Annotated in this window: 17 protein-coding genes; 3 read left to right on the top strand and 14 right to left on the bottom strand. The window is 39.1% G+C overall.

Annotated features, from left to right (window positions below; translation table 11 throughout):
* Positions 1-6 precede the first annotated feature (6 nt).
* From CFY84_RS09780 to CFY84_RS09770, 3 genes are all read right to left on the bottom strand, one after another.
* Positions 7-648: a trimeric intracellular cation channel family protein gene (locus CFY84_RS09780; protein WP_088824166.1), complete on the bottom strand. Its 642-nt coding sequence runs from the start codon at positions 646-648 to the stop codon at positions 7-9.
* 86 nt (positions 649-734) lie between these two features.
* Complete coding sequence (locus CFY84_RS09775; RefSeq protein WP_088824165.1) at positions 735-1,205, bottom strand: YchJ family protein; 471 nt, start codon at positions 1,203-1,205, stop codon at positions 735-737.
* Positions 1,206-1,262: 57 nt separating this feature from the next.
* Entirely contained in the window at positions 1,263-2,864 is a 1,602-nt protein-coding gene (locus CFY84_RS09770) for a TerC family protein (RefSeq protein ID WP_088824164.1), read from the bottom strand.
* A gap of 341 nt (positions 2,865-3,205) precedes the next feature.
* On the opposite strand from CFY84_RS09770, the gene CFY84_RS09765 reads away from it, so the two are divergent.
* Entirely contained in the window at positions 3,206-3,841 is a 636-nt protein-coding gene (locus tag CFY84_RS09765; RefSeq protein ID WP_088824163.1) for an LOG family protein, read from the top strand.
* 5 nt (positions 3,842-3,846) lie between these two features.
* On the opposite strand, the gene CFY84_RS09760 is transcribed toward CFY84_RS09765, so the two are convergent.
* From CFY84_RS09760 to CFY84_RS09740, 5 genes are all read right to left on the bottom strand, one after another.
* The gene (locus tag CFY84_RS09760) at positions 3,847-4,527 is read right to left on the bottom strand and encodes a DUF799 domain-containing protein (protein ID WP_088824162.1); all 681 of its coding nucleotides are present in this window, start codon (positions 4,525-4,527) and stop codon (positions 3,847-3,849) included.
* A complete protein-coding gene (locus CFY84_RS09755; RefSeq protein ID WP_088824161.1) occupies positions 4,524-4,892 on the bottom strand; it encodes a DUF4810 domain-containing protein in 369 nt (122 codons plus the stop codon). Before CFY84_RS09755 ends, CFY84_RS09760 begins: the two co-directional genes overlap by 4 nt.
* Before the next feature lie 11 nt (positions 4,893-4,903).
* Complete coding sequence (locus tag CFY84_RS09750; RefSeq protein ID WP_088824160.1) at positions 4,904-5,578, bottom strand: CsgG/HfaB family protein; 675 nt, start codon at positions 5,576-5,578, stop codon at positions 4,904-4,906.
* 185 nt (positions 5,579-5,763) lie between these two features.
* Positions 5,764-7,332: a glutamine-hydrolyzing GMP synthase gene (gene guaA / locus CFY84_RS09745; protein WP_088824159.1), complete on the bottom strand. Its 1,569-nt coding sequence runs from the start codon at positions 7,330-7,332 to the stop codon at positions 5,764-5,766.
* 135 nt (positions 7,333-7,467) lie between these two features.
* Entirely contained in the window at positions 7,468-8,481 is a 1,014-nt protein-coding gene (locus CFY84_RS09740) for a zinc-dependent alcohol dehydrogenase family protein (protein WP_088824158.1), read from the bottom strand.
* A 268-nt stretch (positions 8,482-8,749) separates the two neighbouring features.
* Here CFY84_RS09740 and CFY84_RS09735 point away from each other — a divergent pair, with 268 nt between their 5' ends.
* Entirely contained in the window at positions 8,750-12,229 is a 3,480-nt protein-coding gene (locus CFY84_RS09735) for a hybrid sensor histidine kinase/response regulator (RefSeq protein ID WP_088824157.1), read from the top strand.
* A gap of 34 nt (positions 12,230-12,263) precedes the next feature.
* Here the strand turns inward: CFY84_RS09735 and CFY84_RS09730 are convergent, their stop codons facing one another.
* Positions 12,264-12,914: a response regulator gene (locus CFY84_RS09730; protein ID WP_088824156.1), complete on the bottom strand. Its 651-nt coding sequence runs from the start codon at positions 12,912-12,914 to the stop codon at positions 12,264-12,266.
* Between the two features lie 333 nt (positions 12,915-13,247).
* Here CFY84_RS09730 and CFY84_RS09725 point away from each other — a divergent pair, with 333 nt between their 5' ends.
* Complete coding sequence (locus tag CFY84_RS09725; protein ID WP_088824155.1) at positions 13,248-14,195, top strand: mechanosensitive ion channel family protein; 948 nt, start codon at positions 13,248-13,250, stop codon at positions 14,193-14,195.
* On the opposite strand, the gene CFY84_RS09720 is transcribed toward CFY84_RS09725, so the two are convergent.
* From CFY84_RS09720 to tssM, 5 genes are all read right to left on the bottom strand, one after another.
* Positions 14,192-14,887 carry a 16S rRNA (uracil(1498)-N(3))-methyltransferase gene (locus CFY84_RS09720; RefSeq protein WP_088824154.1) on the bottom strand — a complete coding sequence of 232 codons (696 nt, stop codon included), beginning with the start codon at positions 14,885-14,887 and terminating at the stop codon, positions 14,192-14,194. The genes CFY84_RS09725 and CFY84_RS09720 overlap by 4 nt on opposite strands.
* Complete coding sequence (locus CFY84_RS09715) at positions 14,884-16,164, bottom strand: 3-deoxy-D-manno-octulosonic acid transferase (RefSeq protein WP_088824153.1); 1,281 nt, start codon at positions 16,162-16,164, stop codon at positions 14,884-14,886. Before CFY84_RS09715 ends, CFY84_RS09720 begins: the two co-directional genes overlap by 4 nt.
* 620 nt (positions 16,165-16,784) lie before the next feature.
* Complete coding sequence (locus tag CFY84_RS09710) at positions 16,785-17,513, bottom strand: OmpA family protein (RefSeq protein ID WP_228149635.1); 729 nt, start codon at positions 17,511-17,513, stop codon at positions 16,785-16,787.
* Positions 17,514-17,548: 35 nt separating this feature from the next.
* The gene (gene tagF, locus CFY84_RS09705; RefSeq protein ID WP_088824152.1) at positions 17,549-18,514 is read right to left on the bottom strand and encodes a type VI secretion system-associated protein TagF; all 966 of its coding nucleotides are present in this window, start codon (positions 18,512-18,514) and stop codon (positions 17,549-17,551) included.
* Between the two features lie 46 nt (positions 18,515-18,560).
* Positions 18,561-22,358 carry a type VI secretion system membrane subunit TssM gene (gene tssM, locus CFY84_RS09700; protein WP_088824151.1) on the bottom strand — a complete coding sequence of 1,266 codons (3,798 nt, stop codon included), beginning with the start codon at positions 22,356-22,358 and terminating at the stop codon, positions 18,561-18,563.
* Positions 22,359-22,364 lie beyond the last annotated feature (6 nt).

The following is a 22,364-nucleotide window of genomic DNA, read 5'->3' as shown; positions in this document are numbered from 1 at the left end:
ATTGTTTTAGACATCTTTGGATGATGCAGAGTGTTCATCATCATCTTGATAAATAAATTTTGGCATTTCTAAACCAAAACGAATTGCAATAACACGTAAACTAAATCCAAAGATTAAGGTAATGATCACTGTCCATTCAAGTAAAACACCCAACTGAATGCAGACCCAATAACAAATCACAGCCACAAACGAAATACTGGCGTACAGCTCACGCCTAAAGACAAGTGGAATATCATTACACAGAATATCTCTTAATATCCCGCCAGACACCCCTGTTAAAACACCAGCAACTGCAGAAATCACAAAACCATGCCCTAAATGAATGGCAATTTGACATCCAATAATGGTAAAGCCAATCAAACCGAGTGCATCAAGCAATAAAAACATGGCTCGCAATTGCTTCATCCAATTGGCAATTAGCATTGTAAATAATGCAGCACCACATGTGAGTACTAAATACTCAGGATGCTTTACCCACCCTAATGGATAGTGCCCAAGCAAAACATCGCGGACTGAACCACCACCTAAAGCGGTGACACATGCAATTAATATGACTCCAAACCAATCCATACTACGGCGACCTGCGGAAAGTGCACCAGTCATTGCTTCAGCTGTAATCGCAATAATATAGATAATGGTCAGCAACATTCCTTGTTCCTTAAACGAGATGAATAATCGCTATTCTACAAAATTCATCTGCAAGAAAGCAGGGTCTTCATCAATTATTTCTTGAATTATAAGTATAAAGCACAGCAATGTTTAAACTTCTTTGCCCCACCACATAAGCACGGCTGCTTTAACGTCAAGACCTGTTCAACTGTTGGGTCAATGAAATACCATTTGTTTTTGTGTTTTACAAAATAAGACTGTTCATGATGGGATGCTTGATTTGCACCTGATTGATAAAATACTTTGAATTCAACACTTGCATGGGTTTTATCAAGCTGAGGTTGAAAATCAATGATGTCTAAGTACAGCCACTCGGTTTGTTGGCTCCACTGCATTAATGCATCACGGTCTAACAGAGTTTGCTGTTTAAGTGCTGTGGTTTTAATAATATAGTCAACCTCTTGTTTTACAAAGGCACAATAACGTGAACGCATCAATTGCTGTGCATCAGCTGCATGATGGACACCTTGATGTAAAGGCTGACAACATTTTTCATATGATGCTTGCTGACCGCAAGGACACTGCTGTTCTGACATAAAAAATAGCCCTTTAAAAGGGCTATTTTAATAACATCATCTGCATTTATAAATCAATTAATGATCTTTCTTGCCGAGTGCAGCTTCATCCATCGTGATATGAACTTTTTCAATTTTGTGACCATCCATCGTAATGATCTCAAAATAATAGTCATCTGCATGGACAATATCGCCATTTTCAGGCAAGCGTCCCAAATGCATTAATAAATATCCTGACAACGTTGAGTATTCTTCGCTGTCATGTATTAAATCTTTGTCTAATAACAAAGAAAGATGACGAATATCCGTTGAACCTTCTAAAATTAAAGATCCATCGTCTAAACGTTCAGCAAGCGCTTCCATTTCATCTTCATCAGGGAATTCGCCGGCAATGGCTTCAAGAATATCAATCGGTGTGATAAGTCCTTCAATTGAACCATATTCATTCAACACAATAGCCATTTGTAATGGTGCTTGACGCAACTGTTCCATCACCATCAATACATGTGCATTTTCATGCACAATCATCGGCTCACGTAAGTTCGCATCAATATTGACCTGTCCCATTTCAACACATTCATTTAATAATTTATGTGTTAAAGCAATACCTGCCAAGTTATCAAGCTCGCCATGCGCAAAAATGATGCGTGAATGCGACATTTGCATTAAACGCTCTTGAATCACTTCAAGCGGCATGTCTAAGTCAATCCAGTCAATGTCTGGTCGAGGTGTCATAATTGACTTCACAGGACGCTTTGCTAAACCCAAAACACCTTGCACCATCACACTATGATAATTTTCATCATCAAAGATTTCATTAGCAAGTGCTTGAGCCGCCAACACATCACTGTCACCACTTGACGTATCTTGTTGGTTTTGAGTTTTTTGTAGCTTTGGTTTCCCGCCAAGCATACGCATGACGGTTGATGCTGTTTTAAAACGCAAATCTGTTGTCGTGACCAATTTCTCTTGGTTTCGACGTATAGTTTGGTTTAAAAACTCCACACAGACTGAGAAGCCAATGGCAGCATATAAATAGCCTTTTGGAATATGGAAACCTAAGCCTTCGACCAATAATGAGAAACCAATCATCATCAAAAAGCCAAGACACAGCATCACAACCGTTGGATGACGGTTAACAAAGCTCATTAACGGCTTTGATGCAATCATCATAATTGCAACCGAAATAATTACTGCAATAATCATGATGGACAGGTGTTTTACCATCCCCACCGCAGTAATCACGCTGTCTAAAGAAAAGACAGCATCTAAAACGACAATTTGTGCAATGACAACCCAAAATGCCGCATGAACAGGATTTTCTTCTTTAACATGGTTTTTACCCTCGAGTCGCTCATGCAACTCCATGGTGCCTTTAAATAGAAGGAAAATACCACCAAATATTAAGATCAAATCGCGGCCAGAAATGGCTTGGCCAAAAACATGAAATAAGGGGGCGGTTAAGGTAATCACCCATGCTATTGAGGCAAGCAATCCAATGCGCATGACAAGCGCTAAGCTTAAACCAATGAGACGTGCTTTATCTCTTTGCTCTGGCGGAAGTTTTTCCGCCAAAATAGCTATAAAAACTAAGTTATCAATCCCTAAGACAATTTCTAGGGCCACCAGTGTGAACAAACCGAGCCATGCTGACGGATCAGACATCCATTCAAAGATCATTCGTCATACTCCAGCACAACATCGGCTTGCTTGATAATTGCAAATTTAAGAAAGCAAATGGAGTCATACCCCATGCTTTGTTGAATCGTTTTTGTAAAAGATTTGTCGAGCATCGACAACCACTGTCCATATATTTAAGAATGTTGTTAAACGAATTTTTAGTATAGGAAAGATTGTTTGCAAATTCACTAAATTTTACCGCTTTTTACATATTATCTATCACAATTATTTATGATATGAACTTTGTTTTTTATGCATTCAAGCTGTTTGATCACAGTTCATTTTTTTATTTAGTATGATTTTTAATGCTTTTCCTTGTACCTCGACCAATGAACATGCTAATGCTAAGCCATGGATACCCCAGTGACCAATCAATCAGGAGAGATAACGTGAAAAGCAAAAAAACACCAACACAGCCACTTGTTGCATTGTATTGTGGGTCACGTGTTGGTAATAAAGCCATTTACCTACAAAGCGCTGTGGAGTTAGCTCGTGGTTTAGCAGAACATCGTTTTGGTTTAGTTTATGGCGGGGCAAGCATTGGGTTAATGGGACAGGTTGCAGATACCTTTGTTGAGTTTGGTGGTGATACTGTTGGTGTGATTCCACAATTCATGCTTGATTATGAAGTGGCACATCATGAATTATCTGAATTACACATTGTGCATACTATGCATGAACGTAAAGCCATGATGGCTGAACGTGCAAGTGCCTTTATTGCATTGCCCGGTGGCTTGGGAACATTTGAAGAAATTTTAGAAGTCGCCACATGGGGACAGCTTGGACAACATCAAAAGCCAATGATGCTATATAACGTCAATGGCTATTATAATGCGTTGATTGCACAACTTGACCATGCGGTTGAAGAAGGTTTCTTACCTCCGCAACACCGTGCAAAAGTCATTGTTTGCAACCAACTGAGTGAAATTTATACCGCATTAAGTGGCTTAAATGCACCATCTCATGTTGTGATTTAAAACCATTACTGCGTTTGGCCATCGTGCTGATATTTCGGTGCGCGTGGCCCATATAACAAACCTTGTCCTACACGCTGATTATTCGGTGTGAATAGCTGTAGACTTGTATTTTGCGCCAGCGGATAAGCATAGTCTTTTAAACTTGATGCAATTTGTGTGACCAATGCACTCACCATTGCACCCAATAAACCATTGTTACTGCCTTCATTGCTTGACTGTTCCAAACGTTTACTGCCTGTCCACAACGTTTCTCCTGTATGAAGGTCAATCAGCTGTGCTTTTACCGCCACAGTTGAAACGCTTTGTAAGACTTGGTATTTGGTGCCATATTCATTCACTTGTAAATATAAAGCAGCGTCTGCACCAAAAATTTCACGTAATTTTTGAGGTGAAATGGACTGTGCATCTGCACCATTGGTGACCCCATTTTCTTTAAACATGGTATCAACAACAGACAATGGGAACACATAATAACCTGCCTCAGCTACAGGCACGGTTGCTGTAGACCAATAACTGTAAGTTGCTTTGACATCAGGCGAGTTATTGATTGGCGGTAAAATTAAAATTGAATGCGGCATATGGGCTTTATATGCACTAACATCGACTTGTGGTTGCGACGGTGACATCACACAACCTGTTAATAAAGCTGCACTACTGACCAACATCGATATCAATAAATGTTTCATTGCCCTGCTCCTGTGCCTTGAATTTTGCTAATAAAGCGGTTCATGAGCACTGTCGATTCAGGATAAACTTGCTTTTCTAAATTAAAATTTTGTAAAGCTCGGTCAGTATTATTTTCCATCAAATACAACAAACCTAAATGGCTATATAAGCCTGGTGGTAAAGCCGATGATTTCGCTTTAGCTTTCACAATGTCTTCTTCTAAAATTAGAATTTGTTGACTCGGCTGCGCTTTTTCAGGTGCGCTATACATGAGATACGTTTGCTGCGGAAATGCACCCCATGCATACAATCCTTTCGGTGCCGATGCACAACCCACCAATAGCAATGGCAATGCCATTGCTAAGCAAAGAAGTTTAAAATTCATAAATGCTGGCTCTATTTCACCCAACGATTAGATTGAATATCATCGGTTAAACGATTGACAGCTTCACGAATAGCTAAATCTAAAACTTTACCATTTAAAGTAGAGTCATATGATGCATTGGTTCCAAAACCAAGGACCTCACGCTCGCCTAAAGCAAACTCGCCTGCACCTTGTGTTGAATGCACCACTTCAGAGGTTTTGACATCTACAATATTTAAATTCACTTTTGCATAAGCAATTTGTTGCTTGCCACGGCCTAAAATACCAAAGAGTTGCTGATCACCAACCTCTTTACGACCAAATTCAGTCACATCACCTGTAATCACATAACGCGCACCTTTAATGGTTTGTGTGGTGCTGCTATAGCCGACTTCCTGCTTAATTTCATCTAAATTGGTACGATTAAGCACTGTGAAATAACCAGTTTGCTGCAAATCTGTTTCTAAAATTGTTTTTGCTTGATTGCCTAAACGGTCTACATTGTCAGAAAACACGCCACGCATATAGTTTGAACGGTTATCAAACTTACCAATTGAAACAGCTGTTTTTTCACCACGATATGGCGTTTGTGCCGTCGCTGCTTTTACTTGAGGAGATTGAATTGAACGTGATGTTTCTGTCGTTGTACATGCAGTAAGTAACATTCCTGTCAGACTTGCTGTCATGACTAAAGCAAATTTTTTCATTTTTATGCTTCAAAAAATAATATGAATAAGCACTGTATTATAAAATCGAAAAGTTGTCGAAATATTATTCTATTTTATAAAATTTATATATTATTTGTTTTAACGTTTAAATCCGTTATACGAAAAATCTACATCAAAAAAAGCCCACAATATTGTGAGCTTCTTTTTAAGGCCTAACTAAAATGTTATTCCCATTCAATGGTCGCAGGTGGCTTTGATGACACATCATAAACCACGCGCGAGACATCTTTAATTTCGTTCATAATACGCGTTGAGATTTTGTCAACCAACTCATAAGGTAAATGCGCAAAACGTGCTGTCATAAAGTCAACCGTTTCTACAGCGCGTAATGCAATAACCCATGCATAACGGCGGCCATCACCAACCACACCGACTGATTTAATCGGTTGGAATACTGCAAACGCTTGTGCTGTTTTATCATACCAGCCGCTTTGACGAAGCTCTTGCATGAAAATATCATCAGCTAAACGTAAAATATCAGCATATTCTTTTTTCACTTCACCTAAAATTCGCACGCCTAAACCTGGGCCTGGGAATGGGTGACGGTAAATCATGCTATGTGGTAAGCCAAGCGCCACACCCAATTTACGCACTTCATCTTTAAATAAGTCACGTAATGGTTCAACAAGATCAAAAGCTAAATCTTCTGGTAAGCCGCCCACATTGTGATGTGATTTAATGACGTGTGCTTTACCTTGCTTGCTTGCCGCAGATTCAATAACATCTGGATAGATAGTCCCTTGTGCAAGGAATTTCACACCATCTAAATTACGCGCTTCTTCAGAGAAGACTTCAATAAATTCACGACCAATAATTTTACGCTTGGCTTCAGGGTCATTCTCACCGGCCAATGCATCTAAAAAGCGTGCTTCTGCATTGGCACGAATAACACGAATACCCATGTTTTCAGCAAACATTTGCATCACTTGCTCGCCTTCATTTAAGCGTAACAAGCCGTTATCTACAAATACACATGTTAATTGGTCGCCAATGGCTTTATGCAGTAATGCAGCCACAACAGATGAATCCACACCACCTGATAAGCCAAGCAATACTTTTTCATTACCAATTTGCTCACGCAGCTGTTCAACACGCAAATCAATAATATGCTCTGATGTCCACAAGTGACCACAGCCACAAATTTTATGCACAAAGTTTGATAATAATGCTTGGCCTTGAGCGGTATGTGTTACTTCAGGGTGAAACTGAACGCCATAAAACTGACGATTCTCATCACTCACTGCGGCAAATGGACAACTTGGTGTACTTGCTGTAACTGAAAAGCCTGCTGGAATTTGGCTGACTTTATCGCCATGGCTCATCCAAACATGCAGTTGATTATCGTGGTCTTGTAAATCACCAATAAGTTGGTCACGGACCAACACATCAACTTCTGCATAACCAAATTCATGGACTGTGCCAGGCTCAACTTTACCGCCTAACTGCGCTGACATGGTTTGCAAACCATAGCAGATCCCAAGTACAGGTACGCCTAAGTTAAATACAATTTCTGGTGCACGTGGACTGCCTTCTTCATGAACGCTTTCAGGTCCACCCGATAAAATAATACCGTTTGGATTAAAAGCGCGAATGTCTTCTTCAGACATATCATAGGCATACATTTCAGAATATACACCTGCTTCACGCACACGACGTGCAATGAGCTGGCTGTATTGTGAACCGAAATCCAAAATAAGGATACGATCTTCAGTAATTTGAGTATTGGTCGTCATGAAGTTCAACTATAGAGAGCTAAAGAAGAAAGATAGCGTGTGATTGTACCATTTGTACGGGGTTGAAGTATATCGCTACAGCGTAATCGGTATAAATGATCAATCACACAATATATTTTTGACGAATATGCTTATTTACCAAGTAATACAGACTTTCCCAAAGTGTGCTCCACTTTGTAGATAATCAAATGCTTCTGCCAATTGGTGATATGTGAATGTACGGTCAATCACGGGGTTAGCATCAATGACACCAAGTGCTTGTACATACTCTTTTTGTGCTTGACAACTGCCGACTGCAAGACCTTGTAATCGAACTTGTTTTCCTAAAATCCCCATCACGGGAATATTGGCTTCATTGCCAGAGAGCACACCAATTTGTGCAATATGACCACCAACTTTTACAGCAATCAGTGACTGATTCAGTGTGGCAGGTCCGCCCACTTCAACAACATGATCTACCCCTATCCCAAATGTCAGTTCCAGCACTTTTTCACCCCATGCTGGCGTCTCTTTATAATTAATCACATGATCTGCACCAAGTTGCTGCATTTTGGTCAATTTATCATTTGATGATGATGTCGCAATCACTCTAGCACCCATGGCTTTGGCAATTTGCAATGCTGCAATTGATACACCACCTGTACCTTGAATTAGAACATATTCTCCTGCTTTGAGTTGGCCATTGACCACCAAAGCACGCCAAGCGGTTAATCCTGAAGTTGTAATTGTGGCAGCGTCCTGAAATGTCCAACCTTGGGGAATCGCTGTAAATGCATGTTGTGAGCGCACCACATATTCTGTAGCCATCCCATCAATGCCATCACCTGGTGTATGCGCAAAATTGCCTGTTGTAGGTGTAGGCTGCCCTGCCAACCATTGTGGGAAAAAAGTAGATACGACATGATCGCCAACTTTAAATGCTGTTACATTTTCCCCAACAGCCTCAACAACTCCTGCCCCATCTGACAATAAAACACGACCACTATCTGCTTGCATAAAGCCACGTGCCACCATCAAGTCATGATAATTTAAAGAGCTTGCTTTAATGGCTACACGAATTTCTTCCGCTTTTGGCTGACCTGGGTCGTTAATCTCTTTTGCGACCACATGTGCATTGCCTGTTTGTGTATCAACCACCCATGCTTTCATTGTTATCTCCGCCATAATCATCGTTTATTTTGTTTTAAACTAACTGATTTATAGACGTGTTTGCATGACAAAGATACATTTTCAATACTATAAAATAAGCTGATTGAAGCACATTCTCCGTCTGTCATGACCATAAATTTTTGGCCTGTATTTACAACATTCGCTTTTATTTCATAACACCTGATAACCCATGCATGATCAAAGCATACCTGTAACATCATCAGTTAGGGTAAAATAGATTGATATATCTGGACTGTTGTAATTGAGCATGAATAGCTGGCTAATTATTGGCATTTTAATTGTCTACATTTTGATTTTATTTGTTTGTGCCTTCTTTGGTGAAAAGTATGCATTGCAATTAAATTCAAAACGAAGAAACATCATGTTTAGCTTAACGCTTGGCGTATATTGCTCATCATGGACATTTTATGGCGCCACTGGCGATGCTGTTCGCCAAGGATTCACCTATCTTGCCATTTATTTAGGACCGCTGCTATTCATGGCATTTGGTTATGATATTTGGCGCCGCTTAGGGCGAATACGACAACATCATGCGATTGCTTCAATTTCAGATTTTATTTCTGCACGTTACGGAAAAAGTGCCACTTTGGCATCTGTAGTGACAATATTATCTGTGATTGGCACATTGCCCTATTTGGCATTGCAATTGCGGGCGATCTCAATGAGTACAGCCGCCATTTTACCTGAAGCACATAATATTCAAATCACCACCAATATTGTTTTATGTTTAACGGCCATATTGGTCATGTTGTCTATGGTATTTGGTACTCGCCAAGTGTCGCATACAGGCCAACATGGTGGTCTCATGCTTGCTGTTGCCATTGAGTCTTTTGTGAAATTATTTGCCATTGTCTGTATTTCTTTATTTTTTATGATTGAAAATACAGACAGTGTGAAATTGGTTGCATCAGATGTGCAACAACAATATAAAGCCGTACAAAGTGAAGGATTACCCCATACTTTTTGGGTGCAAACTGTACTTGCTGGCCTTGCAATGCTGTGTTTGCCTCGTCAATTCCATGTGGGTGTGGTTGAACTAAGAAATGAACAAGAAATTAAAGGCGCACGGCGCTGGTTTTCGCTATATCTCATCATTACAGCTGTTGCTGTTTATCCAATTGCAAGTTGGGCGTTACATAGCAGTCCACAGCAACTGAATTTACCCGATCTTGCTGTCTTAATGCTGCCGCTTCATTATGACAACTTATGGTTATCCATGCTTGCATACTTAGGTGGATTTTCAGCCTCAACTGGCATGCTTTTGGTTTCATCTGTGGCCATTTCCACCATGCTCAGCAATGACTTAATTATGCCAACCATGTGGCGGCTTGGAATCATTTCACGCCATGACAAACGCTTACCTTCGGTTTTAAAAATTGCACGCCGTGCCTCGATTATATTTGTCATGCTCTTGGGTTTTGCCTTTTATCATGTATTTGATCATGTTGATCAATTATCGATATTAGGCTTACTTGCGTTTAGTGCAGTGGCACAATTTGCACCTGCTTTAATTGGTGGCTTGTATTGGCGAGGCGGTAGCAAAAAAGGTGTTTATGCGGGATTGGCAATTGGTTTTATTTTTTGGACTTATACCCTGTTATTGCCAACCATCTTAAACCATGTTTCAAGTCCAAATTTCATTTCATATCAAAGCATCGTGCATCATGGCTTATTCGGCATCAACCTATTGCGACCAGAAGCGCTGCTTGGTTTTGAATATTTATCACCTCTGACTCATGGTGTATTGTGGTCATTGGGTTTAAACATTGTTTTATATATTTGGGTATCTAAAAAATATCGTCCAAGTGTGGCAGAACAAATTCAGGCTGAAAGCTTTTTTTATTATGATCAGCGTAGCGTCTCTTCACAACAACAAGGCGACTCAATTTATACCCATGAAGATGGCTCTAAACTTAAAATTGATGACTTACTTGCATTGGCAGGTCGTATTACAGGTGAAGAACCTGCACAACGTGCATTTATGCAATTTAGCCAAGAAAACCACTTAATTTTTCAACCGCACCGTATTGCCAATAGCATGTGGTGGAGCTTTACCGAACAATATTTAGCAAGCAGCATTGGTGCAGCATCTGCCCGAACACTTTTACAAACTGCCCTTGCCCATAATGGTTTAGGTGTTGCCCAAGTGGCCAATATTTTAGACCAAGCCTCGCAGTGGCAACGCTTTAACCAAAACTTGTTGGTCACCATGATTAACCACATGACACAAGGGGTGAGCATTGTCGATGCCAACATGTGTTTAGTGGCATGGAACAATCAATACATTAAATTATTCGATTATCCGAAAGAATTAATTTATGTTGGCTGCTCTATTGCTGATTTAATTCGGTATAACGCATCACGTGGAGACTGTGGTCCAGGCTCTGTTGAAGAACATGTGAGAAAGCGTGTCCATTGGATGAAAGTTGGTAGCGCACATGAATTTGAGCGTGTAAGAAAAGATGGCAGCGTGATTCAAATTCGAGGTAATGCCATTGAAGGCGGTGGTTTTGTCACTACGTTTGCAGATATTACCCCCTTTCGTGAAAATGAAGCCGTGCTTGAAGCACGCGTCACAGAACGAACCCAACAATTAGAAGATGCACTGGCCAAGCAACAATTGGCACGCCAACAAGCAGACACAGCCAATTTATCAAAAAGTCGCTTTATTGCAGCCGCAAGTCATGACTTATTACAACCCATGCATGCTGCACGTTTATTTAGCACGGCACTTGAACAAAGTGTACACCATGCTGAAGACCAACAAACCTTACAACAACTCGATCGTGCCTTACACGGTGCTGAAAGTATGCTGTCTGCATTACTTGATATTGCACGTTTAGAAGGTGAAACCATTCAACCACAACGTCAACCTTATCCATTACATGATTTATTGCGTGATTTAGACATGCAATTTAAATTCATTGCTGCACAACGGCATATTACCTTTAAAGTCCATGATGCTAAATTTTGGATTGATACCGATCAGCAATGGATCCGGCGTATTATTCAAAACTTTGTCAGTAATGCATTACGCTATACTGCGACCGGCAAAGTTGTGGTGGGGGTACTGCGCTCTGCATCTCAAAGCAATCACATTCGAATTGGGGTATGGGATACAGGACCTGGCATTTCAGAAAGTGAACGGTTAAAACTGTTTCAAGAGTTTGAACGTGGTGGACACACATCCCCTTGGGGAGAGCAAGGCTTAGGATTAGGACTTGCAATTGTACATCGCATGACCAAAATGCTGAATTATCCTGTGACAGTATATTCAACATTACAACGTGGTTCTTGCTTTATGGTTGAAGTGCCCTTAACCACACCACCACCACGTAGTCCGCAAAAGCTCCAAAACATCCGCACTGAAAACAACACTTTTAGTATTTTATGTTTAGACAATGATGATGCGATTTTAACAGGTATGGTTACATTACTGAGCAAATGGGGTTATCAAGTCTTTAAAGCACGTGAGCCTGAAGAAGCAGAAAAAATTATTCAGCAAGAAAAGATTCAAGTTTGGCTAATTGATCAGCATTTAAACCAAAATAAACTTGGTCTTGATTTTATTGAAAAAAATCGGCGCAGTGATGTGCCTGTGGCACTCATCACTGCAGATTCAGCCCCTGAATTACCGAAAAAACTCAAAGAGCTCAACATTATGTTGCTCAAAAAACCGCTTAAACCTGCATCCATGCGTGCATGGTTATCAAGTTTAAAAATTTGAGTCCGTGTTCAGCCAAACACAGTTTGGCTGAACACTACATTTTTCGTTCATCAATTCTAAGTGCACCAATTGCAAGTACAGCTTGGGTGCGGTTTTGCACATTCAGCTTACGAAAGATTGCTGTCACATGTGCTTTGATGGTTGCCTCTGACACATCCAATTCATAAGCAATTTGTTTATTCAATAATCCTTCTGCCACCATCATCAGCACACGGAACTGCTGTGGTGTTAACGATTGAATGCGCTCAGCCAATGCAGTTTCATCGGCACTACAAATGTCTTTATGTGAATAAGGCGGTAAGTTGGCAGGTAACCAAATGTCGCCGTCAAGCACATGTTGTATGGCTTCACCAATTAAGTTTGGGTTAGCAGATTTTGGAATATAGCCCATCGCACCATGTGCAATTGCCCGTTGAATAATGGTAGTTTCTTCATGAGCTGACACCACAATCACAGGGATTGATGGATATTGTGCTCGAACATGCACCAATGCAGAAAAGCCAGAAGCACCAGGCAAGTTCAAATCAAGTAACACCAGATCAGGTTCTTCACCGCGCTCTAAATGTTCGTACAGCTCTGTAACAGTTGCTGTTTCATGAATTTGCACTTGAGGCATACAATGGCGGACAGCTTGCGTTAACGCATGCCGAAATAAAGGGTGGTCATCAACGATGAGTATATTCATAAACGTTTGGCCATGTTAATGAAGTCGCTAAGTGTGCCGCAAATGGGCTAAATTGCTTAAATATTACAGATTTTTTTAATTCTTTACTGCACTTTTATGGCGATGTTACATTTTTTTATTGCATTCATGCCTTTTTTCAGTGCAATCAGCCGAAGTTGTTTGTTATGTGGAGTAAGAGAAGCTCGTGCTTTAAAATAATAATCATTCAGAAACAGAATACATCATGAGCACACATTGATCAGATTCACAATATCGTTTACATTGATTTCAAGAATGAATTAAAAAATAACTCCATTTAGGGCACAATATTTTTATTTTTGGAACAAAACAGATATGGCAGAAGAAAAAACAAATCCTATTGCAGGTGTTGCGCAAAGCGTCAGCTCACAAACACAAGCCATCTTTGACAAAAGCAGTAAATACCACGATGCATATGTCACAATTGATAAAATTGTTGCCGGTTTTTGGGAACGTGTTCCCTATCTCTGCATTGCCATTGTTGTTTTTATTATATTTTGGCTGTTATCTAAACTCTTTAAAAGCTTTGTAGTGCGTGCCCTGTCTAACCGCTCGTATGCAAAACAGAACCTTGTGATTGTATTAAACCGTGTAGGTAGTACTTTTATTGTGTTCTTCGGCTTTTTAATTGCGCTTGTTATTGCTATCCCAGGTTTTTCACCAGGTCAGCTCATGAGTGCTTTGGGTATTGGTTCGGTCGCAATTGGTTTCGCGTTTAAAGATATTTTTCAAAATCTGTTGTCAGGTATTTTAATTTTACTTGGCGAACCGTTCCGTATTGGTGATGCCATTATTTGTAATGGACTTGAAGGTACGGTTGAAGATATTCAAATTCGCGCAACCACATTACGTTCATATGATGGACGCCGTTTAGTGATTCCAAATGCAACTGTGTATACCAGCTCAATCACGGTAGTGACTGCCTATACAGAACGTCGTTGTGAAGTTAATGTTGGTATTGGCTATAATGACAATATCCAAAAAGCAAAAGAAGTTATCCTAACAATTCTGTCAGAAAGCAAAAATGTTTTGAATCAGCCAGGAAGCATTGTCAATGTCACAGCACTTGGTGACTTTGCTATTAACATCAATATTCGTTGGTGGGTAAATACTTCTCAAATTTCAACACCAGATTCAATCAGTGAAATTCAAGAATTAATTGTGAGTTCATTTGCAGAAAATGGCATCAGCATTCCATACCCAATTCAAGAACAAATCACGCAAATTACGCATGAACATGAAACAGTAAAATCACCTTCTTAAAACTGAAAGTGACCCAATAAATATGGGATCACGGTTTCAGTACGTAAAATACGGTTGCCAAGCTGAATTGTTTGGCAACCGTTTGCTTTTAAAAGTTCAATTTCATAAGGGATAAATCCCCCCTCAGGTCCAACCACTAAATAACAGGGTTGGTTAATCGATGAAAAACGCTCAGTTGCATATGGATGCGCAACAAAAATAGGCGCTGTAACTTGTGATAAAACATCTTCGACAAAAGGTTTAAAACGGCGATATTGAACAATTTCAGGCATAATGGTATCTCCTGCTTGCTCTAAACCCAGCCGAATATAGTCATCAAGTTGGTTTAAGAACGGACTTTGCCAATAGCTTTTATCCACACGATAGCTGTGGATTAAAATGATCTTTTCCACACCCAATGTCACACTGTCCATAATTAAACGGCGTAACACTTTCGGTCGAGGCAGTGCCAATACCAACACCACAGGGTGTTTTTCAGGAACAATGTCTTCGCTCACAATAGTCACATGAATTAGCGTTTCAGTAATCTCTGTGATTGTCGTGATATAGCGCAACCCATTTTGGATACCCACTTTTAAACAATCTCCCACAGAGACCTTTAATTGTGTTCGGATATGGGTTAAATGGCGTAATTCATCAATGATTAACTCATTTGAATCTACCACTTGCGACTTTAATAAAATGATGTTCATTGAATAAGAAATTGATCGATTAACTGAATATGCAGCTTTAATGCCCCTTGGTTTTGATTTAATACACGCTGTGCATGCTGAACCAAAGATTGTCGAGATTTATCTTGGCATAAATGAACAAGCTGTTTGGCGACAGATGCGGCATCTGGCAAAATCGCAATCGCATTATGCTGTTTAAATTCATCCACAATGGTCTGAAAATTAAAATAATTTGTGCCTAGAACAGTTGCGACACGAAGCGCAATTGGTTCTAAAATATTATGCCCACCACCAGGTGTATTTAATGATCCACCAACAAAAGCGGCTTGTGCTATCGCATACCAAAGCCACAGTTCACCCATACTGTCAGCTAAATATACTTGTGTCGTTGCATCAATCGGTTGCTTTAAGCTGCGCTGGGCAAACGGTAAATTTAAATCTTGAATATCATGTAATACAGATGCAAAGCGCTCAGGATGTCTTGGTACTACAATGCATATAAGCTGTGGGTCAGCCATTAAATACGGTTTTAAAGCGGTTAAAATATCCCGTTCTTCTGGGGCATGCGTACTTGCAAGAACCATAATTTTTCGCTGTTGCAATTGCCATGCATCAATAAGCTGTTCAGCATGTGATTCGACATCATGTGGCGGTTGAATATCAAACTTAATATTGCCTGTCACATTCATTTCATCGGTCGATTTTCCTAAAATTGCAAACCGTTCAAAAGCGGCTTGATCTTGTACGGCAATCCAATTGAGCTGATTTAACATGGGCTGTATTAATGACTTAAATCGCGCATATCCTTTGGCTGACTTTTCTGACAATCGTGCATTAATTAATAATTGAGGAATATCAAACGCCTTTACTGTGGCCAAAAGGTTAGGCCAAAGCTCTGTTTCCATCAGCAATAAAATGCGAGGTTGATAGTGCTTTAAAAATCGAACCACATTTTTCTTTTGGTCAACAGGCAGAAAAACAGCTTCGAATTGGGTTGGATAATTCTTTTCAAACAATGCTTTAGCACGTGCTTGTCCTGTTTTCGTAGTATTGGTCACTAAAACAGAATGCCCTTGGTTTAAATAATGTTGAATTAGAGGCTGTGCCGCATTGGTTTCTCCAACAGATACAGCATGAAACCAAATGCTGTGCTGGTTTTTAGCTGCAATAAACGGTCCGAATCGCTGAGTTAACTCAGCTTGCAACTCGGTGTCATTCGTTGCGCGTTGTCGTATACGGTAGCGATAAATCGGTTTTAATAAACTCAATATGAGCTGATACCAAAAAGGAGGCTGCAAAAGAAAATCCTACACAATATGTTTTGTCGATTGACGAATCAAGCTCGTCATTCATGATTAATTTGATTATTGAAAATATATCATACACATGCACTGAAATAAGGTTTAAAGCGACTTAATTTATGGAAAAGGCTGACGCTTTATACATTGAAGTGTAGATACCTTAAAAACAAATATAAGGTTTCGTCTGTTTAATCCCAGCTTAGATCTATAATGTGATTTATCAGGGTAAATATTAGGATTGTGTGGTTCGATTTTACCGATAAAAAATAAATTTATAAATTATTTTCACGATAAATGTAAACTTATGTGTATTGTTAAATTTATAAGATATTGAAAAATATAATTATATATAAAATGTATAAGTAAAGAGACATCCTTTTCGTGTCATCTTTAAGCACATGTAAGCATTTAGCTACATATTTTCTTTCACTTTACAATTACCATGTGCACATATTAACGAACACAACGATATAAAATTCGTTTTTATTTTTGTAATGTGGTTTTTTACTGCCAATTTTGCAATATGCTTTTTTACTGCCAATCATGTAGGAAAGCATATTGCAATATTTTTTTATTATCTAATGACTAAACACCCATCATACTGCTAACACTCAATATTATAAAACTTCAAACTCAATACGGCGGTTCTTACGACGTCCATCAAGTGTAGCATTATCTGCAACTGGATTTTGTGCACCTAAGCCTTGAGTCATTAAACGTTCAGGCGTAATTTTCTTCTCAACCAAATAACTTTTAACTGCTTCAGCACGCTCTTGGCTTAAACGTAAATTTTTCTGTGCATCGCCAGAGCTGTCTGTATAACCAGTAATTTTGACATTTTTTCCCTGCACTTTGTTTAATGCAATCACCATTTCATCAAGCACTTTTTGGCCTTCAGTTGTTAAAATAGCACTGCCTGATTTAAATTCAACAATACGTTTTTTTAAAGCGTCATCAACAATCTTTTGTTCATTTTGACTCACTGTCAAATTACTATTTATTTGATATGGTGCATGTGCAGATGCTTGTAACCCATCTTTTGTGGCTTGTAAATCGTTAGGATTTAACACTTTTCCTGAAAGCTCCACCTGAGTTCCATGAACAGCTAAGCGGCCTTGGGTCACTTTTTTTAAATTTGGTGTTACAAACTCTGTGACAGATTGCGTCCAATCCGCAGGCGCAGCCACAGGCTTTACTTGTATTTTATCGACCACTTGATTGGGTCCATAAACAGATCTAAGTTTGCTTAAAATTACTTGTTTGTCTGCATCTGTAGGTACGGCACCCTCTACAATAATTGGTGCTGCATTGGCGTAAACACTCAGCATCATTAACATTGAAAGCATGCCAAACCGAATATGCGGTAAATTCTTATAGCGCATCATGAACGTTCCCCAATAAAACTCTGTGTAAAAATTTTGACTGCTTGATTTAAGCTCATTTGACGCTCACTCAACCGTTGCTCAAGTGTGGCAAGACCTGCATTTTGTGCTAAGTAATCATCCACCCATGCTGCATTAAGCAAAGACACCCAACGTTCTGAATCCAAATTATGAGTAAAAATATCGCTTAAGGCCAAAATATTTGCACCTTGAAAACCAAAAAGCAGCAACGGTTTTTCTTGATGCAACATTCCAATTAAAAATTCGGTATTGGTTGTAGGCAAAAACTGATGTATTAAATTGACCCAAAATGCAGCAACCTCATAACAGTATTGTGTGTTATTTAAAGGCAATATTAAGACTTTATTTAACTTATCAGTGCCTTTTCGAAGTACAGGTTGCAATAAAAGCCCCAAGCCAATCATGCTTTGCACCAATTGATGAATATTCACTTTCATCAATTGTGCAAATGAATATAAAGTATGCTCAGTAAAAAAATCTTTGCTGTCTTGGTAAGCTAAAACATGAATTTTAGATTCCATTTGGGACAGCTTGGTCATTAAGGCATCTGCATCTGTAATCTGCTTGATGCTTTTATTCATTCGAAATAAATCAAAAATGACAGATTTATATACATGCGGTACATATGCTAAGTATTGATTAAGCTGCGGTACATCAAGCAAATGGCTTAATACCATTGGGAATTTACGCCCTGAACTATCCGCACTCGCAATCATATTGGCCACCAATAAAATATTTTTTTCTGGATTGGCAATAAAAAAATCTAAAGGTGGCAAGTTCGCATACATCGCATCAAAACCTGGCGCATGAATCACATGCTCAAGTGCCTCTGCAATCCATTGATCTAGCAATTGAATAAGCGCATATTGCCCTTTACTTTTTAAAAAGTCACCGCGTGCAGGACTTTTACCATAATACAGTGGTATTGACTCAATCACTGGCATAGATGACACCCTCTTCGCTCAGCATACGGTGATGGTTGAATAAAACTCACGGCTGTACACCGCGAGGTTTCGCATCGGGTACAGCTTGTGCAGCAACAATACGTGTATCTTTATTGGTCACCACATGATCAACCATACTTAACCCGACATAACCTCGGCCAGCACCGACTGTACTTGCACTGTTTCCACTGATTAAACGGAAGTTTAACTTCACAGCGAGCTCTGGATTTTTAGCATCTTTCCATGTCATCTCAAAACTGCCATCGTTTAATTGTTTGCGTGTTGCAAGATCGATTAAACGGTTAATACCATATTCGCCTGGTGCTTCAAATATCGTATGCGCTTCACCATTCAAATCAATCGCCGTAATTTTGACGCCAGGAATTGCACTTGCATTCGGCCAAATGAAATTCACCCACTGCTGCACACCATTTTCATACACCATTTTTTGACCATCAATTTCTAAGGTATAAGACAATAGTTTTTGGTTTTGTAATGGATAAAACTGAAAGTTTGACTGATTAACAGCAGCAGGTGCTGTTGGCTGGCTTAAACCACCTGTCGCCACACCTTGTGCAGGTGCTGTATAACTTTGAAATTGTGCCACAAATTTTGGATCTAAATTTAGACCTAAATCTTTCCATGTTTTTGATGACAAGGTATAACCACGTCGAATTACAAATGGATCTAATGTTTGTGTGACAAAACGAGCGACGCTACCAGTTTCACCCAATACTTGAGCAATTTCAGCACTAGTCGCTTGTATCGTAGATGATGCATTAAATGGATACTTGGTCCCTAGCGTTTGTGTAAATGGTTGATACACTTGCATGGTCCATAATTTATTAATTTCATCATTGGTTGGTAACAACAAAATTGAAAAACTCTGCGTTAATGGGCTCGCAAGTAACTGCTGCATCATATGCTGATTGCTTGCATCTAAACCAACAATAATTTTTTCATCGATGGTTTTTTGAGTCACATTAAAAATGGTGGTTTGCTCATTAATCGTCTGCTTCACCAACGTTAATGCACTTGGACCCACATCACCTGCATTTTTAAACTCATTAAACTTACTTCTCACTTGCGATAAATTGGCAAAATATTCATCTAACAGCGATTTATTTTGCTGATCATCACGTTTACGCACCAATTGATAAAATACATCAAATGCTTGAGCGATATCGCCTTGAACCTGCTGAATAGCTTTTTTGGCTGCGGCATCTTGGCTATTTTGATTGAGCACCTTCCGCTTAAACCAAGCCACAAAACCTGTTTGTGGTGCAGCCAATTCTGCTTGCACAATCGGATTATCCCAACTGGTTTCTTTTGCAATTCGATCTATTAAAGTACGAATAGGTGAGGTTTGTGGCTCGCCTAAAGTATCAATAATTTTTGCTTGTGCGGCAAAATCCTCGCCTTTGGCATAATGAATTGCCGTTAAGAATTTTTTCCATTCAACAATATATTCTTTCTTATATAACTCAGTCAGCTGTTTACGAATCTGATCTTGGCTACCACTAAAGCTAAGATCATCCGATTGGTTTACATTTAATACCCAATCTTTACTGTCTGTTGGTTTATTTGCAGCTTGATCAATCGCATCTGAGATATATTCATCCCATGCTTTTTGAGTAAAAATACCTGGCAATGCATAACCACCCAACACCACTGCTTTATGTTTTTCGCCTACAATTTGTGACACTGTCATTGCAGGGAAACGTACTGATGCACGCATTTTGATTTCATTATATACACGGTCACGGGCAGGCATACCTCGAATCACAGAGACCAAAACTTGTCGAGTTTGATCCACCAACTGTGGGTCAGAATTAAGCTTAGGAAAATGTGCTTCATGTGTTAGCGTCATAGCATAGCTCAAAATTTGCTCTGCTTTTTGAATCATATCACCACGCGGCATATCATTACGGCGAGCATCTAACCAAGAACGCCAAAAACGTGTCACTTGGTCACTTAAATGACTCGATTCGATATATTGTGCATTACCTAGCATTAAATACGCTTTTAATGCATTGTAACCATCTTGTGCATTGCTATCAGATGGCTCTGTGTATTGTGTATTGCTACGATTCGTTGCAGAAGCAGCAACAGCACTGACATTGACATGATTGGCTTTTAATGCCTCTTCATTGTTTTTCAAACGTTGTAAATATTGCGCCATATTTTGCTGAGATGGTCTAAGAACAATTGTTTCAATACCTTTTAGATACTCAGCCATTAGTTTTTCACGAATTTTATCACCCTGATACAAGCCAAAACTGAGCTTTAATGGTCGATCTTGTTGATAACCATCTAATTGCTGTAAGCGATTTTGTAAAATAAGCAGTGCATCAAACTGTGTACTCAGCTCTCCCCCTTTCACCGTCTGCATTTGCACGACTTTATCTAAATCTGCTTGTACATCAATCATCAATTGCTGATTATTGCGGTATGACCAAATCCATGTACTCAGTAATAATCCTGCAGTCAATAACGCCACAATAAATATGACATAGCGTTGTCTTTTTTTATTGAGATTAATATGCTGACGTACCAAGTTTTTATCTTTTAAAATAACATTTGAAAATAAATTCTTTAAAAAATAACCTTGGTTCTTTGTTGGATTTGAATATTGTGCAGTACTGTCACTGTCTTTTTGTAAATTAAAAGCTTGAGCAATCTGCTCAGTCATTGGACTTTCTACATGCCCTTCTTGTAGCGCACTGGTAAAATAAAAGCCGCGGAACACTGGTTTAAACTGATATGGATTATCTTCAAACAAACTGCCAATAAATGTTTTTAAAACAGGCTTTAAAGTTTTGAATTCCAAAGGAAATGTCATCATACTTGGTGACACATTTTGTGCATGACGACGGCTTAAATGTGTGGTACTCACACTTTTCAGCCCATCATATAAAGTTTGATAATGCTCATCAAACAACTCAACCGCATTTTGTGATGAGTCTGTATCGTATGGCAGCGTTGCACCCCATACTTGGTCAAACTCTTGTCCGTCATAACATTCAAAGAATTCAGTAAATCCTGCAATTAAATCCATTTTGGTAAAAATAAGATAAACAGGCGAGAAAATTTCTAACCGCTCTGTCATATCTTGAATTCGTGCTCTTAAATTCTTTGCCAACTGTAATGACTTTTCAGGGCTTTGACTTGCCAACTCAGCCACATTCACCACCACAATCAAACCATTGATTGGTGCTTTAGAACGGTTCTTTTTTAATAAACTTAAAAAGCCAAGCCACTCATCATGGTCTTCATGATAAACAGAATAACGCCCTGCTGTATCAAGCAAAACACCTTCTGTTGAAAAAAACCAATCACAATTTCGAGTACCACTCAAACTGGCAGAGACTACTTTTTGATGCGTTTCTTCAAATGGAAATTTTAAACCTGAATTATAAATGGCTGAGCTTTTACCTGCAGCGGGGTTACCAATCACCATATACCATGGCAATTCATATAATGCAGCATTGCCTTTTTTATCTCCCAATTTAGACTTACGAATTAATTGGATAGACTCTTTAATTTGCTGTTGAATGAGCTGTAGTTCTTCTTTGTTTTTACTTTTATTTTTAGCATGTTTTTCTGATGTTTTTTGCTCAATCGCATCAGCCAATTCTTCACCTTGTTCAACACTTTTTCTGCGCTGAAACAACCAATAGATGAGGTAGCCAATTAAACCGACAATATACAGCGCGACCAATCCAAAAAACCAAGGATTTGGGATCACATTATAAAATGCAATTAATGAGACAAACAAAGACAATGCAAAGACTGCCTTCGGATTAGTAATATACTGCCATAAGTAGCCTAAAATAATATACATGTTCTC

The organism is Acinetobacter apis, from assembly GCF_900197575.1.
GTDB lineage: Bacteria > Pseudomonadota > Gammaproteobacteria > Pseudomonadales > Moraxellaceae > Acinetobacter > Acinetobacter apis.
The sequence above is the reverse complement of the archived record's forward strand: the minus strand, read 5'-3'. Positions and strand labels throughout refer to the sequence as shown.

Excerpts from the sequence above, each read along its gene's own strand:
- tagF (WP_088824152.1), bottom strand. The coding sequence starts at position 18,514 with ATGCCAGTGATTGAGTCAATACCACTGTATTATGGTAAAAGTCCTGCA.
- CFY84_RS09740 (WP_088824158.1), bottom strand. The coding sequence starts at position 8,481 with ATGAAAGCATGGGTGGTTGATACACAAACAGGCAATGCACATGTGGTC.
- CFY84_RS09720 (WP_088824154.1), bottom strand. The coding sequence starts at position 14,887 with ATGAACATCATTTTATTAAAGTCGCAAGTGGTAGATTCAAATGAGTTA.
- CFY84_RS09750 (WP_088824160.1), bottom strand. The coding sequence starts at position 5,578 with ATGAAAAAATTTGCTTTAGTCATGACAGCAAGTCTGACAGGAATGTTA.
- CFY84_RS09765 (WP_088824163.1), top strand. The coding sequence starts at position 3,206 with ATGCTAAGCCATGGATACCCCAGTGACCAATCAATCAGGAGAGATAAC.
- CFY84_RS09730 (WP_088824156.1), bottom strand. The coding sequence starts at position 12,914 with ATGAATATACTCATCGTTGATGACCACCCTTTATTTCGGCATGCGTTA.
- CFY84_RS09775 (WP_088824165.1), bottom strand. The coding sequence starts at position 1,205 with ATGTCAGAACAGCAGTGTCCTTGCGGTCAGCAAGCATCATATGAAAAA.
- guaA (WP_088824159.1), bottom strand. The coding sequence starts at position 7,332 with ATGACGACCAATACTCAAATTACTGAAGATCGTATCCTTATTTTGGAT.
- CFY84_RS09780 (WP_088824166.1), bottom strand. The coding sequence starts at position 648 with ATGTTGCTGACCATTATCTATATTATTGCGATTACAGCTGAAGCAATG.
- tssM (WP_088824151.1), bottom strand. The coding sequence starts at position 22,358 with ATGTATATTATTTTAGGCTACTTATGGCAGTATATTACTAATCCGAAG.
- CFY84_RS09755 (WP_088824161.1), bottom strand. The coding sequence starts at position 4,892 with ATGAATTTTAAACTTCTTTGCTTAGCAATGGCATTGCCATTGCTATTG.
- CFY84_RS09735 (WP_088824157.1), top strand. The coding sequence starts at position 8,750 with ATGAATAGCTGGCTAATTATTGGCATTTTAATTGTCTACATTTTGATT.
- CFY84_RS09770 (WP_088824164.1), bottom strand. The coding sequence starts at position 2,864 with ATGATCTTTGAATGGATGTCTGATCCGTCAGCATGGCTCGGTTTGTTC.
- CFY84_RS09725 (WP_088824155.1), top strand. The coding sequence starts at position 13,248 with ATGGCAGAAGAAAAAACAAATCCTATTGCAGGTGTTGCGCAAAGCGTC.
- CFY84_RS09710 (WP_228149635.1), bottom strand. The coding sequence starts at position 17,513 with ATGCTTTCAATGTTAATGATGCTGAGTGTTTACGCCAATGCAGCACCA.
- CFY84_RS09760 (WP_088824162.1), bottom strand. The coding sequence starts at position 4,527 with ATGAAACATTTATTGATATCGATGTTGGTCAGTAGTGCAGCTTTATTA.